The organism is Actinoplanes sp. NPDC051388 (assembly GCF_055586225.1).
The window spans coordinates 114,501-128,044 of the sequence record NZ_JBVJIP010000007.1; the positions used below are offsets into that span (position 1 = coordinate 114,501).

Annotated in this window: 10 protein-coding genes and 1 pseudogene; 5 read left to right on the forward strand and 6 right to left on the reverse strand. The window is 71.4% G+C overall.

All coding sequences use genetic code 11. The features are described from left to right. Positions 1-54: 54 nt before the first annotated feature. Together ACZ6TI_RS19205 and ACZ6TI_RS19210 are read left to right on the forward strand one after the other, a co-directional pair. The gene (locus tag ACZ6TI_RS19205; RefSeq protein ID WP_465346431.1) at positions 55-2,886 is read left to right on the forward strand and encodes a glycoside hydrolase family 2 TIM barrel-domain containing protein; all 2,832 of its coding nucleotides are present in this window, start codon (positions 55-57) and stop codon (positions 2,884-2,886) included. A 91-nt stretch (positions 2,887-2,977) separates the two neighbouring features. Next, positions 2,978-3,787 (forward strand): SAM-dependent methyltransferase, encoded by an 810-nt coding sequence (locus tag ACZ6TI_RS19210; protein ID WP_465346432.1) that lies wholly within the window; start codon positions 2,978-2,980, stop codon positions 3,785-3,787. A 24-nt stretch (positions 3,788-3,811) separates the two neighbouring features. Here ACZ6TI_RS19210 and ACZ6TI_RS19215 read toward each other — a convergent pair whose 3' ends face one another. Then, a complete protein-coding gene (locus ACZ6TI_RS19215; protein ID WP_465346433.1) occupies positions 3,812-4,090 on the reverse strand; it encodes a hypothetical protein in 279 nt (92 codons plus the stop codon). 43 nt (positions 4,091-4,133) lie between these two features. Continuing rightward, complete coding sequence (locus ACZ6TI_RS19220) at positions 4,134-5,450, reverse strand: pectate lyase family protein (RefSeq protein ID WP_465346434.1); 1,317 nt, start codon at positions 5,448-5,450, stop codon at positions 4,134-4,136. 131 nt (positions 5,451-5,581) lie between these two features. Here ACZ6TI_RS19220 and ACZ6TI_RS19225 point away from each other — a divergent pair, with 131 nt between their 5' ends. Further along, the gene (locus tag ACZ6TI_RS19225; RefSeq protein WP_465346435.1) at positions 5,582-6,592 is read left to right on the forward strand and encodes a LacI family DNA-binding transcriptional regulator; all 1,011 of its coding nucleotides are present in this window, start codon (positions 5,582-5,584) and stop codon (positions 6,590-6,592) included. On the opposite strand, the pseudogene ACZ6TI_RS19230 reads toward ACZ6TI_RS19225, so the two are convergent. From ACZ6TI_RS19230 to rfbB, 4 genes and pseudogenes are all read right to left on the reverse strand, one after another. Beyond that, a pseudogene (locus tag ACZ6TI_RS19230) lies at positions 6,558-8,629 on the reverse strand (transglycosylase domain-containing protein). The gene ACZ6TI_RS19225 and the pseudogene ACZ6TI_RS19230 sit on opposite strands and share 35 nt — an antisense overlap. A 46-nt stretch (positions 8,630-8,675) precedes the next feature. After that, a complete protein-coding gene (locus tag ACZ6TI_RS19235) occupies positions 8,676-10,004 on the reverse strand; it encodes a glycoside hydrolase family 6 protein (RefSeq protein ID WP_465346436.1) in 1,329 nt (442 codons plus the stop codon). Between the two features lie 123 nt (positions 10,005-10,127). Then, positions 10,128-10,970, reverse strand: coding sequence for a dTDP-4-dehydrorhamnose reductase (gene rfbD, locus ACZ6TI_RS19240; protein ID WP_465346437.1), 843 nt, complete (start codon positions 10,968-10,970; stop codon positions 10,128-10,130). Further along, on the reverse strand, positions 10,970-11,947 hold the full coding sequence (rfbB, locus tag ACZ6TI_RS19245; RefSeq protein ID WP_465346438.1) for a dTDP-glucose 4,6-dehydratase: 978 nt from the start codon (positions 11,945-11,947) through the stop codon (positions 10,970-10,972). The genes rfbD and rfbB overlap by 1 nt, the downstream gene beginning before the upstream one ends. Before the next feature lie 46 nt (positions 11,948-11,993). Between rfbB and rfbA the strand changes: the two genes are divergently transcribed. Both rfbA and ACZ6TI_RS19255 read left to right on the forward strand, forming a co-directional pair. After that, positions 11,994-12,878 (forward strand): glucose-1-phosphate thymidylyltransferase RfbA, encoded by an 885-nt coding sequence (gene rfbA, locus ACZ6TI_RS19250; RefSeq protein WP_465346439.1) that lies wholly within the window; start codon positions 11,994-11,996, stop codon positions 12,876-12,878. Next, positions 12,875-13,483: a dTDP-4-dehydrorhamnose 3,5-epimerase family protein gene (locus ACZ6TI_RS19255; protein ID WP_465346440.1), complete on the forward strand. Its 609-nt coding sequence runs from the start codon at positions 12,875-12,877 to the stop codon at positions 13,481-13,483. The genes rfbA and ACZ6TI_RS19255 overlap by 4 nt, the downstream gene beginning before the upstream one ends. Positions 13,484-13,544: the final 61 nt, after the last annotated feature.

Genomic DNA, 13,544 nt, shown 5'->3' on the forward strand with positions numbered 1-13,544 from the left:
GATGGTAGTCAATGTGCTGGTTTGTTGACAGTAGTCGGGCGCTACGTTTCGGGAATGACTGCGATCGACTTCGGCTACCTCACCTCGTTCGCGTCCGGGTCCGGACGGGAGCGCCCGCGGGCGATCGCGCCGACCGACGCCGCGACTTTGGACCTGGCCGGCGACTGGGCATTCCGGCTGGTTCCGGGGCTGGACTCGGCCTCGCCGGGGTTCGAGGAGGCCGGCTTCGACGACTCGGGATGGGACCGGCTGGCGGTGCCGAGTTGCTGGCAGATCGCCGGGCTGCGGGACGCCGGCGGGGAGTTGCTGCCGCCGGGCCGCGAACGGTACGGGCGCCCGGCGTACACGAATGTGGCCTTTCCCTTTCCGGTGGAGCCACCGAACGTGCCGGACGACAATCCCACCGGTGAGTACCGCCGCGTCTTCGACCTGCCGGAGATCGGTGACCGCGTGGTGGCCCGCTTCGAGGGCGTGGACTCGTGCTTCTTCGCCTGGTGCAACGGCGAGCCGCTCGGCTGGTCCACCGGCAGCCGGCTGGCCGTCGAGTTCGATCTGACCGCGCATCTGCGGCCGGGCCGCAACGTGCTCGCCCTGCGGGTGCACCAGTGGTCGGCGGCCAGCTATCTCGAGGATCAGGACATGTGGTGGGTGTCCGGCGTCTTCCGCTCGGTGCGGGTGCTGACACTGCCCCGCGGCGGGATCCGCGACCACTTCGTGCAGGCCGACTTCGCCGACGGCGCCGGGATCGTGCGGATCGAGACCGAGGTGCCCGCGCGGCTGAGCATCCCGGCGCTCGGGCTGGACTCCGTCGACGCCGCCGAAACGCATCGGCTGCCGGGCGTGCGGCCGTGGAGCGCCGAGGACCCGCACCGCTACGACGCGACCCTGTCGACGGAGACCGAGCGGCTCAGCCTGCGGATCGGCTTCCGCACGGTGCGCGTCGCCGACGGCCGGATCACGGTCAACGGGCAGCGGATCCAGTTCCGCGGCGTGAACCGGCACGAGTGGCATCCGGACACCGGGCGGTCCCTCGACGCCGAGACCATGCTGGCCGACATCCTGCTGATGAAAAGACACAACATCAACGCGGTACGCACCAGCCACTACCCGCCCGACCCACGGTTCCTGGACCTCTGCGACGAGTACGGGCTCTGGGTGATCGACGAGTGCGACCTGGAGACGCACGGGTTCACGCTGCTCGGCTGGCGGGGCAATCCGAGCGCCGACCCGCGGTGGCGGGAGGCCTACCTGGACCGCATCGAGCGCACCGTCGAGCGGGACAAGAACCACCCGAGCGTGATCGCCTGGTCGCTGGGCAACGAGTCCGGCACCGGGGAGAACCTGGCGGCGATGGCGGCCTGGGCGCACGAGCGCGATCCGAGCCGTTTCGTGCACTACGAGGGCGACTACGACAGCCCCTACGTGGACGTCTACAGCCGCATGTATCCGCATCCGGACCACGTGCGCAAGATCGGCCTGCGGACCGAGGACCCGACCGCCGATCCGGCGCACGACGAGCACCGGCGCGGGCTGCCGATGATCCTCTGCGAGTACGCGCACGCGATGGGCAACGGTCCCGGTGGGCTGGCCGACTATCAGGAGCTGTTCGATCGGTATCCGCGGCTGCACGGCGGGTTCGTCTGGGAGTGGATCGACCACGGGATCCGGCAGCCCGGGTTCTTCGCGTACGGCGGCGACTTCGGCGAGGAACTGCACGACGGCAACTTCATCGCGGACGGGCTGGTCTTCCCGGACCGCACGCCGTCGCCCGGCCTGACCGAGTACAAGGCCGTCATCGCCCCGGTCACCCTCACCCTGAGCCGCACGGCGGGCGTCACCGTTCGCAGCGGCTACGACCACCGCGACACCGCGCATCTGCGATTTCGCTGGTCCGCGGGCGACACGAGCGGAGTGCTGGACGTGCCGGTGCTGGCGGCGCGGGACGAGGTGGTCGTGCCGCTGCCACCCGTGCCCGAGACGGAGTGGCTGACCGTGGTCGCCGAACTGGCCGTGGACACGCCGTGGGCGCCCGCGGGCCACGAGATCTCCTTCGCACAGCTCGCGCCGGTCTCCGCCGCGCCGCCTTCCGTCACGCCGGCGCCCCTGCGTGGTCTCGCCGCCTTCGACGACCGGGGTGCGCTGGTGCGGCTCGGCGGGATCGAGCTCGTCCCGCCGGCGCTGGAGGTCTGGCGGGCGCCGACGGACAACGACGTCAAGGAGTCGAAGGCCTGGCGGAAGGCCGGCCTGCATCGCGTGCACCACCGGGTGGTGGAGGTGGACGCCCGGGCGGACGAGGTGGTGGTGCGCACCCGCACCGCGGCGGCGGCCTCCGACGCCGGCCTGATGACGACGTGGCGGTGGACGGCGGACGCCGACGGCTGGGTGCATCTCGAGGCGACCGTCGAGCCCGCCCTCCCGGAGGATCTGACGCTGCCGCGGATCGGGCTCACGGTCGGGCTGCCCGCGGGCCTGGATCGGATCGAGTGGTTCGGGCTCGGGCCGGGCGAGGCCTATGTGGACACCCGGCACGCCCAGCGGGCCGGGCGCTGGTCGGCGACGGTCGACGAATGGCAGACGCCCTACCTGCGCCCGCAGGAGAACGGCAACCGGCACCGGGTGCAGTGGGCCCGTCTCACGTCGGCCGGCGGTGACGGACTCGAACTGCGCGGCCACCCGGCGGTCGACCTGACCGCGCGGCGCTGGACCAACCGGGAACTGACCGCGGCGCGGCACCCGACCGACCTGGTGGCCGGAGACCGGGTCTGGCTCGGCGTGGACGCCGCACACCACGGCATCGGCTCGGCCTCCTGCGGGCCCGGGGTGCTCCGCCACTATCGGCTGACGCCGGAGCCGACCCGGATCGCCGTATCGTTCCGGGCGCGGTAGCCGTCCTCTTCGGACCCGATGGGGCCTCGCGAGCGAAGCGGACGTTGTAGCATCTACCGGTCATCGAGGTACATGATCGGACGGGGTGATCATGAGCGATCGCGAGGCGCCGGGCATCGACACCAGCCGGATGCATCCGGCCCGGCGCTATGACTACCTGCTCGGCGGCAAGGACAACTTCGAGGCCGACCGGGCCAGCGCGGAGATGCTCACGAAGGCCTTCCCGGCCGCCCGGGTGACCGCGCGGGAAAATCGGAAGTTCCTGCGCCGGGCGGTGTCCGCGCTCGCCGGGAGCGGCGTGCGGCAGTTCCTCGACATCGGCGCGGGCCTGCCGACCTCGCCCAACGTGCACGAGGTGGCGCAGTCGATCGTGCCGGACGCCCGGGTGGTCTATGTCGACAACGACCCGATGGTGCTGGCCCACGCCCGCGCCCTGCTGACCAGCGCACCGCGTGGGGCGACCGCCTATGTCGACGCCGACCTGCGCGATCCCGAGGCGATCCTGAACGACAAGGACCTGCTGGGCACGCTCGACCGCTCACGCCCCATCGGCCTGCTGCTGGTCGCGATCATGCACTTCATCACCGACGACATGGACCCGTTCGGCATCGTCCGGCGCTTCGTCGAGGCGATGCCGCCCGGCAGTCACCTGGTGATGTCGAACGGCACCCTCGACTTCATGGCGCCGGTCGACGCGGACCGGCTCCGCGAGGCGTTCCGGCTCAGCGGCGAGCCGGCCGCTCCGCGCAGCCGCGCCGAGTTCGCGCGCTTCTTCACCGGCCTCGAGCTGCTGCCGCCCGGCATCGTCTCGGTCGCCGAGTGGCGTCCGGACGACGAGCCGGGCGAGCGGGCCGGTCCCGCCGACGCGGCGGTCTACGCGGGAGTCGCCCGCATCCCCTGACGGCCCGCTCAGACGCGGAACGGCTCAGAAGGGGGCCGGCCCCTCGCCCTGCAGGGACATCAGCACCTGGGTGGCGAGCAGCCGGCGGATGTGGGTCACCGAGACCGCACCGATCTGCTCATAGGGCAGCTCCAGTTGCAGTCCCTCGCTCGCCTCCCGCAGCTCGGCACTGACCTGGTTGGGGCGGAAGCTGCCGCTCCAGCCGTTCAGGTTTCCGCGGTTGTTGGTGCCGAGCGAGACCATGCCGGTCACCCGCGCGCCGTCGGCGAGGATCAACGTTGCCGGACCCGAATAAGCTGCCATAGTCGTCAACCGTAGCCTCCCGGGGCAGGTGCTGGCTCGACGATCACCTCATCAGCCGGCGCGCCCCGGCCGTGACCTGCACGATCGCCGGCGCCGCCAAGGTCGGATCCACTCTTTGGCGCAGGGTCGGCGTCCACCCGGCGTCCGGCGACAGGTCGGGGTCGTAGGCGGCGTTGTAGGCGTCCAGCAGGCTCACCGGGCGCGGCAACCGGCTGCCGATCTTGACCAGCGAGCCGATCTCGGTGATCCGGGTGCCCTTCCAGTAGTGGATCACGTCGCCGGCCGGCACATCGGCACTGAGCAGGAAGAAGTTGTTCTCCGCGACGATCGCCGATTCCACGCCGACCCCGATCGAGTAGCCGAAGGCGGCCTCGTCGGTGGCGATGTAGAAATTGTCGAACACATCGACCTGGCCGAACCGCACCCGCGGCGCCCGCTGAACGACGTTCGCGAAGCGGTTGTGGTGCACGGTGACCCGCAGCTTCCCGACGTCCACCCCGGGCGTGTCGGTCGAGCCGATCAGCATCGTCTTGTCGTGGTCGTAGTAGTCGTTGTACGAGACGGTGACCAGGTCGGAGCCCCGGATGATGTCGGACGCCCCGTCGTGCACCTGATAGGGCCGGCCGAAGTGGAGCGGCTGGTCGGCGTCGTGGTTGTTGCCGTCGCTGAACGTGTTGTGATCGATCCACACGTTCGTGGCGCCGCTGAGCGAGACCAGGTCGTAGAGCGAGTTCCAGTTACCCGCCTCGCCGTCGGTCGGGTCCCAGGCCGGGAAGCAGTCGGCCGCGTCGGTGAACTCGACGCCCCGCACGATCACGTTGCCGACGTTGGTCAGGATCAGGCTGCCGTGGTCGATCCGGGCGCCGTTGAGGCCGATGATCGTGGTGTTGGCGCCGACGTTGATCCGGATCTGCTCGCCCTGCCGCCGCGCGGACCGCACCCGGGCGTCCTCCAGCGGCCCGGACGGCTTGGTCGCCCGCCCCCACACCGCCGGGTCGTAGGCCGCCAGGAAGGCGTCCAGCGAGTACTCCGGGTCGGCGTAGTCGGCACAGGTCAGGCCCGCGTTCATGTCGATCCGGCCGCTGATGAACACGATCTTCGGCACGGCGTTGGAGCCGTTCGTGAGCGCGTCGCCACCCAGCGCGTCGATCAGCTCGGCGCGGTTGCGGGCCACCGCGATGTGCGCGGCGTCCGCTGCCGAGCCACCGGTCGTGCCGGCCCCCGCGGCCGCCCAGCCGTCGTCCGGAGCCAGCGTCTGCCGGGCGGTCCGCAAGGGCAGGGACGGCGGCGCCGCGGCGGCGGGCGCGGCGAAGGTCGCCAGCAGCAGCACGGCGACGACGGACACGATGCGACCACGCATGCGAGGCTCCTCAACGAGCAGGAAAGCGCTTACCAGCCGTCACCGTTACACGGGTGTTTCGACGAGTCAATGAGTGTCGATGTGCAGGAAATTTGCAGTACGTGCGTACCGGCGTCTCCTATATTGAGTCGATGTCGCACAGGAGGCCGACGCTGGCCGATGTCGCCGCCACGGCGGGTGTGTCCAAGTCGGCGGTGTCCCGGGTCATCAACGACGCGGCCGGGGTGTCGCCGCAAACCCGCGAGCACGTCCGGCAGGTGATCGAGCGACTCGGCTACCGGCCGGATCCGGTCGCCCAGGCACTCGCCTCGGGCCACGGCGAGGTGATCGAGCTGGTGGTGGTCGACGACCCCGCGGTCTTCGGGTCCAGCCCCTACTACGGCCGGGTGACCGCGGGGATCCTGCACGAGCTGGGCGGCGGCAACGGGCAGTTGCGCGTACACGTGGTGGACGAGCCCGGCGCACCCGCCCTGCTGGCCCGGATCGCGGACACGGTGAGCCTCGGGGTGATCCTGATCAACGTGGCGCCGCCGGTGGCGGCGCGGTTTTACACCCGCTGCGACCGGGTGGTGTCGATGGGTCCCTCCGCGCCCGGCGTGCCGTTCATCGGCCTGGAGAACGCGGAGGGCGCCGAGGCGGCGGTCCGGCACCTGCACGGGACCGGCCGGCGGCGGATCGCCGCGCTGCACGGCCAGGAGGGCAACTCCTGCGCGGACGGCCGGCGGGAGGGGTGGGCGCGGGCGATCCGCGACCTGGCCCTGCCCGACATCTCGGCCACCGGCAAGCTCCGCCGCGAGTCCGGTTACCAGCTGACCCCGCGCCTGCTGGCCGAGGAGCCCGAGCTGGACGCGATGTTCGTGGCCTGCGACCTGATGGCCACCGGGGCGATGCAGGCGCTGGCCGACGCCGGCCGGCGGGTGCCGCAGGACGTGGCCGTGGTGGGCTTCGACGACAGCGTGATCGCCGAGTGCGCCACCCCGCCGATGACCTCGGTGCACCAGCCGGTCGAGCAGATGGCGGCGGCCGCCACCCGGGCGCTGGCCGGCCGCCGGATCGCCCCGCACTGGCGCTGCGTCTTCCCGGCCGACCTGCGGATCAGGCAGAGCTCTAGCCCACGGCCAGCGCCGCGCTCGGCGGGGTGAAGCCCGGATAGTCGCCGTCGCCGGCCGCGGCCCGCAGCGTCCGGGCCACCGCGGTCACCACCCGCGACTCGACCGCGCTGCCCACGTGGTCCGACGGGTCCACCGGGTCGTTGGCGATGCCCGCGGCGGCGAACCGCGGGGTGAACCCGACGAACGTCTCGGTGGTGTTGTCCTCGGTGCTGCCGGTCTTGCCGGCCACCGGGCGGCCGCCGAAGATCGCGTCCACCTGCGGCGCGGTGCCGCCGTCACACTCGCCGAAGGCGCTCTGCTGACCGACCGGGCAGCGCGCGGCGTCGGTGGCGGCCCGGGCCACGTCCGCCGGGAGCGCCTGCCGGCAGGTGTCCGCGACCGGCACCGCCGCATCGCGCCGGTCCTTGATCGACTGCACCGGCACCGGCGCGCAGTACTTCCCGTCGGCGGCGAGCGTCGCATAGGCCGAGGCCAGCTCGAGCGGGGTGGTGTCGACCACGCCGAGGGTGAACGAGCCCCACGAGCCGGGGTCGGCCGCCTGCTTCGCGTCCCCCGGCGCCGCGAAGCCGATCCCCAGGTTCTGCGCCTGCGCCACCGCGGCGGCCGGCCCGACCTGCTCCTCCAGATGCACGAAATAAGTGTTCACCGACCGGCCGAACGCGTCCCACATGGTCCGGTGGCCGTCCATCCACGCCGGGTTGTCGTTGCCCGGGCACCAAGCGCCGCCGCAGTTGCCGGCCCGGTGTCCGGCCAGCGCGTGACCAGCTTGGCGGGCGCGTCGAAGCCGGTGCTCAGCGGCATCCCAGCCTGCAGCGCGGCGAGCATGGTGAACAGCTTGAAGGTCGAGCCGGACGGGTAGCCGCGCACGCTGCCACCACCGCTGATCAGCGGGTTCACCGTCTCCGACCGGGACGTCCCGGTGCCGTAGCGCCGGTTGACCGCCAGCGCGAGCACCCGGCCGGAGCCGGGCTCGACCACGGCGATCGGCAGGGTCTTGCGGCTCTGCGTCGAATACACCGCCCGGGACTGCGCCGCCGCCGCTTTCTGCACCGCCGGGTCAAGCGTGGTGACGATCGTGTAGCCGCCGCGGCGCAGCGCGTCCTCCCGCTCGGCGACGGTCGCCCCGAACTGTGGCCGGCTGTCCCACCAGCGCTGCAGATAGTCGCAGAAGAAGCCCGCCGAGCCCGTGCAGCCGGTGGGTGTCCGCGTGCCCGGGAAGGTCAGCTTCTCCGCGGCCGCCGCGGTGCGCTGGGCCGGAGTGATCAGGCCGGCCTTCTGCATGGCATCGAGAACATAAACCTGACGGGTACGCGCCAGCGCCCGGTCGCCGCCGATCGGATTGTCCGTCTCCGGCGACTGGACGACGCCCGCGATCAGTGCCGCCTGGGCCAGATCGAGCCGCGCCGGACTCACCCCGAAGAACCGCCGGGCGGCCGCTTCCACGCCATAGGCCCCGTCGCCGAAGTAGGCGATGTTCAGGTAGTTCGCCAGGATCTGCTGCTTGCTCAGGCGGCCCTCGAGCAGGATCGCGTATTCCGCCTCGCGCAGCTTGCGCTCCGGGGTGTCCGCGGTGGCGGCCGCGCGCTCGGCCGGGGTCAGGCTGGGGTCGTCCTTGAGCGCGTTCCGCACCAGCTGCATGGTCAGCGTCGACGCGCCCTGCTCGGCCTGGCCGGCGCCGGTGTCGGCGACCAGCGCCCGCAGCACGCCCTTCGGGTCGACCCCGCCGTGCTGGAAGAAGCGGGTGTCCTCGGCGGCCACGATCGCCTGCCGCATGACCGGCGCGATCTGTCCGAGGGCAACGTCGTGCCGGTCCTCGTCATAGAAGGTGGCGAGCAGGGTGCGGCCGTCGTTCGCATAGACCCGGGTGAGCTGGTCGGTGACCGGGTCGATCAGCTGCGCCGGCAGCCCGGCCTCCTTGACCCCGGACCAGTAGCCGGTGGCCATGCCGAGCGCCGCGCCGACCGGGATGGCCGCCACCCCGATCAGGGCGCCGACCAGCAGCAGCACACCGCCGAGTCGCAGCAGTGCTCGGATGCGACTCGGCGGTGCGGTGGTCCGGCGTCTCATCGGACCTTCTGTACCACCGGTTGCTGTGCGTTCCCGGTGGTTCCTCTCAGCTTGCGACGCAGCTCACGGTGGGGGTGGTGGCGCCCGAGGAGATGAACCCGAACTGCGCGGTGGCCCGGGGCCGGAGCGCGCCGTTCCAGTTCACGTTCCGCACGCTGACCGCCGATCCGCTGACCGTCAGCACGCCGTTCCAGACCTGACTGATCGACTGTCCATTGGCGAGCGTCCAGGTCACCTGCCAGCCCGCGATCGGTGCGTCGCCGGCGGTCACCGTCACCTGCCCCTGGAAGCCACCCGACCAGGTGCTGGACGTCTGATAGGTCGCGGCACAACCACCCGTTGTGGGCGGCGGGTCGCTGGGCGGCGGGTCGCTGGGCGGCGGCCCGGTCGGCGGGTCCGCGACGCCGGTCGCCAGGCTGAAGGCCAGGTCCGGCTGGAAGGAACCGGCGGCATATCGGCAGCCGTCCGCCTCGCCGGGCGGCTTCACCCACAGGTACGCGTCGATGTTCGCGTCTCCGGTGGCGGTGGTCGGATATCGACCGATCCGGCGGTCGGTGTTGTCGTCGCCGCACCAGTCTCCGGCGGCGCCACCGTTGCGGCTGGTGTCGATCACCTGGCGTTTGCCGGAGATGCCCCGGCCGGCCAGCGCCGCCAGGATCGCCCGGCCGTAGGCGGCCTCGCTCGACGTCGGGTTGAAGTTCGAGACGTTCGTGTAGAAGCCGTCCGCGTCCGCCACGCCCGCGGCGATCAGCCGGTTCGCCTGCTCGGTGGCGCTGTTCCAGGTGGAGTGCCCGGCGTCCAGATAGACCTCGGCGCCGGCCGCCACCAGGGTCTGCGTCGCGGTGTGCAGGGCCGCGTTGCGGGCCGCGATCTCACTCGCGCTGAGGCAGGTGAGCAGGGCGATCGAGTCGGGCTCGAGCACCGCGACCGTGGTCCGGCCGGCGATGCCCCGGGCGATGCCGTTCACCCAGGTCTGATAGGTCGGCAGGTCGGGCGCGCCGCCGGCGCTGGCGCCACCGCAGTCCCGGTTCGGGATGCCGTAGAGCGTCAGGACGGGCAGCTGGCCGAGCGCGGTGGCATTGCCGACATAGGTGGCCACCTCGGTCTCGATGGTGCCGAGGTTGAAGTTCGAGAGCCAGTGCGAGGCGGGCTGACTGGCGATCCGGGTGCGGATCACGCCGGTCCGGGCGTCGTTCGGATTGGCCGCGACCCAGCGGGCGACGGCGGTGCCGGGTTCGCGATAGAGGCTGCCCGTGAGTGTGCCGGCCGACGCCGATCCGGTGGAGAACCAGACGCCGGTGGCTGCCACGGCGCAGACGACCGCCACCACGAGGGTGGACAGCCGGCGGCGGGGACCTGCCGAGGGAGGAGACACGAACCTTCCTTCCATCAAGAGACCAGTGTCGATGGGAGCGCTCCCACACGGTAGGACGTTCAGTGCCCGAGAGCAACCCTGAGCTGCGATTCGGGCACGCCGCCTTCGACCACGTGGTGGTCTCTACCGCAGGGCCGGCATCGCCTCGGTGAGCATCGCGCGCCAGTCCGGCAGCGGATCGACCCCGGTGCCGGACCAGGCGTCGTGACCGAGCACGCTGAAGGCCGGGCGCTTCGCCGGGCGCATGAAGCGGTCGCTGGTGGTCGGGCGCACCCGGCCGGGGTCGAGACCGGCCTCCTCGAACGCCGCGCGGGCCAGGCCGCACCAGGTGGTCTGCCCGGCCGCGGTGCCGTGGTAGGCGCCCGGCGCGGCCCGCCCGGCCACCGCGGCGACGCCCAGGGCGACCGTCTGCCGGGCCAGCGCGTAGGACCAGGTCGGCGGGCCGGTCTGATCGTCGACCACGTCAAGGGTGTCGCGCTCGCCGGCCAGCCGCAGCATGGTGCGGACGAAGTTGGGACCGTGCGCGCCGTAGAGCCACGCGGTCCGCACCACGTACCCCCCGGCGGCCAGGACCGCCCGCTCGCCGACGGCCTTGCCGCGGCCGTAGGCGTTCACCGGCGCCTGCGGCGCATCCTCCGGGTACGGGCTGGAGGCCGTGCCGCCGAAGACGTAGTCGGTGGAGAAGTGGATGAGCCGCTTGCCGGCCGCGGCGGCCAGGATCTCCACGGCGTGCCCGTTGACCGCGGTGGCGGCCTCCTCGGCGGTCTCCGCGCCGTCCACGTCCGTCCAGGCGGCCGCGTTGAGGACGACGTCGGCGCCGGCGACCGCCTCGCGCACCGCGGCCGGGTCGGTCACGTCCAGGTCGGCCCGGGTCGCCGCCCGCACGTCACGCTCCCCCGCCGCGGCCAGGGCGGCCCGGAGGTCCTGGCCGAGCATCCCCCCGGCGCCGGTGACGAGCCAGCGCATCAGACGGCGCTCCGGGCTTTCAGCGGTTCCCACCAGTCACGGTTGTCCCGGTACCACTCGACCGTCGCGGCCAGCCCGTCGTCGAGGGTGACCTGCGGCGCGTACCCGAGCTCGTCTTTGATCTTGGTGATGTCGAGCGAGTAGCGGCGGTCGTGGCCCTTGCGGTCGGTCACCGGCACCACCATGTCCCAGCCGGCGCCGCAGGCGTCGAGGAGACGCCCGGTCAGCTCGCGGTTGCTCAGCTCGGTGCCGCCGCCGATGTTGTAGACCTCGCCGGCCCGGCCCTTCTCCAGGGCCAGCTGGATGCCGCGGCAGTGGTCGGTCACGTGCAGCCAGTCGCGGATGTTGCCGCCGTCGCCATAGAGCGGCACCTGCTTGCCGTCGAGCAGGTTGGTCACGAAGAGCGGGATCACCTTCTCCGGGAACTGGTGCGTGCCGTAGTTGTTGGAGCAGCGGGTCACCACCACGTCCATGCCGTGGGTGCGGTGCGCGGCGAGGGCCAGCAGATCGGAGCCGGCCTTGGAGGCGGCATAGGGCGAGTTCGGCTCCAGCGGCCAGGTCTCGGTCCAGGAGCCCTCGTCGATCGAGCCGTAGACCTCGTCCGTGGAGACGTGCACGAACCGGCCGACGCCGGCGGCGCGAGCGGCGTCCAGCAGCGTCTGGGTGCCGAGCACGTTGGTCGCCACGAACGGGACGGCACCGGCGATTGATCGATCCACGTGGGATTCCGCCGCGAAATGGATCACCGCGTCATGTCCGGGCAGAATCTCCCGCAGCAGGGCCGAATCGGATATGTCGCCCTGAACGAAGCGGAGTCGGCTATCCGTCAACGGGAGGTTGGCACGATTGCCCGAATAGGACAACAGGTCCAGAACCGTCACGGAGGCGCCCACCGCACCTGCGAACTCATCCGCCAGGATGGCCCGCACATAGGCCGAACCGATGAAGCCGGCACCGCCGGTCACAAATATCTGCACGGCTGGCGAGTGTAGTCGAATGCCTTGCTCCACTTAGTGTTTCGCCGTGCGCGGAATTCTGCTCGCCGGTGGCACCGGCTCACGGCTCTGGCCCATCACCATGGCCATGTCGAAACAACTCATGCCCATCTTCGACAAGCCGATGGTCTACTACCCGCTGACCACGCTCGTGTCGGCCGGGATCCGGGAGATCCTGGTCATCACGACGCCCGAGGACCAGCCGCACTTCGAGCGGCTGCTGGGCGACGGGAGCCGGTTCGGGCTCTCCCTGACATATGCGGAACAGCCGAAACCGGACGGCATCGCCCAGGCCTTCCGGATCGGCGCGGACTTCATCGGCGACGAGCCGGTCGCGCTGATCCTGGGCGACAACATCTTCCACGGCGTCGGCCTGGGCCGGCAGCTGGCCGAGTTCGGCAAGCCGGACGGCGGGCGGGTCTTCGCCTATCCGGTGGCCGACCCGGAGCGCTATGGCGTGGTGGAATTCGACGACACCGGCCGGGTGCTCTCGATCGAGGAGAAGCCGGAGCGGCCGAAGTCGACCTACGTCGTGCCGGGGCTCTATTTCTACGACGCCGACGTGGTGCGGATCGCCGAGAAGCTCGAGCCGAGCGACCGGGGCGAGCTGGAGATCACCGCGGTGAACGAGGAGTACCTGCGCCAGGGCCGGCTGGGCGTGACCGTGCTGGACCGGGGAACCGTGTGGCTGGACACCGGCACCTTCCAGTCGATGGTGCAGGCGTCGGAGTACGTGCGGGTCATCGAGGAGCGCCAAGGTCTGAAGATCGGGTGTGTCGAGGAGGCCTCCTGGCGACTCGGCCTGATCTCCGACGAGCGCCTGCGCGAGCTCGCCGAACCGCTGCTGAAAAGCGGCTACGGCGACTACCTGGTGCGGCTGCTGGACCACGACCGCTTCGGGGGCGTTCGGTGAAGGTCCGGCCGCTGACCATCGAGGGCGCCTTCGAGGTGACTCCGGTGCAGCACCGCGACTCCCGCGGCGCCTTCTTGGAGTGGTATCGCTTCGACGCGCTCGCCGCGGCCGTCGGCCATCCGCTGGACCTGGCCCAGGCGAACCTCTCCACCTCGGCCCGGGACGTCGTGCGAGGCGTGCATTTCGCCGATGTGCCGCCGGGACAGGCCAAATACGTCACCTGTGTGTCCGGCGCCGTGCTCGACGTGGTGGTGGACATCCGGGTCGGCTCGCCCACGTTCGGCGCCTGGGAGGCCGTGCCGCTGGACGACGAGGAGCGGCGGGCGGTCTATCTCGCCGAGGGGCTCGGGCACGCCTTCTGCGCGCTCACCGAGGGCGCCACCGTGGCATACCTGTGTTCCTCCACCTATCGGCCCGGGCACGAGCACGGCATCGACCCGCTGGACCCCGAGATCGGCATCGTCTGGCCGGCCGCCGTGCCGCTGCTGTCCAAAAAGGACGCAGATGCACCGACCCTGCGTCAGGCGGAGGCGTCCGGTCTGCTGCCGCGGCACGCCGAGTGCACCGCGTGGGTGGAATCGAAGCGTCGGACTGAAGACAGCTGAAACTCCCCCGCGGCCGATTGACCACTACCATTCCGTGTAGTAGGCGATCCATTTCCGGCAC

Coding starts and splice junctions, on each gene's coding strand:
- ACZ6TI_RS19205 (WP_465346431.1), top strand. CDS start 55: ATGACTGCGATCGACTTCGGCTACCTCACCTCGTTCGCGTCCGGGTCC.
- ACZ6TI_RS19210 (WP_465346432.1), top strand. CDS start 2,978: ATGAGCGATCGCGAGGCGCCGGGCATCGACACCAGCCGGATGCATCCG.
- ACZ6TI_RS19215 (WP_465346433.1), bottom strand. CDS start 4,090: ATGGCAGCTTATTCGGGTCCGGCAACGTTGATCCTCGCCGACGGCGCG.
- ACZ6TI_RS19220 (WP_465346434.1), bottom strand. CDS start 5,450: ATGCGTGGTCGCATCGTGTCCGTCGTCGCCGTGCTGCTGCTGGCGACC.
- ACZ6TI_RS19225 (WP_465346435.1), top strand. CDS start 5,582: ATGTCGCACAGGAGGCCGACGCTGGCCGATGTCGCCGCCACGGCGGGT.
- rfbD (WP_465346437.1), bottom strand. CDS start 10,970: ATGCGCTGGCTCGTCACCGGCGCCGGGGGGATGCTCGGCCAGGACCTC.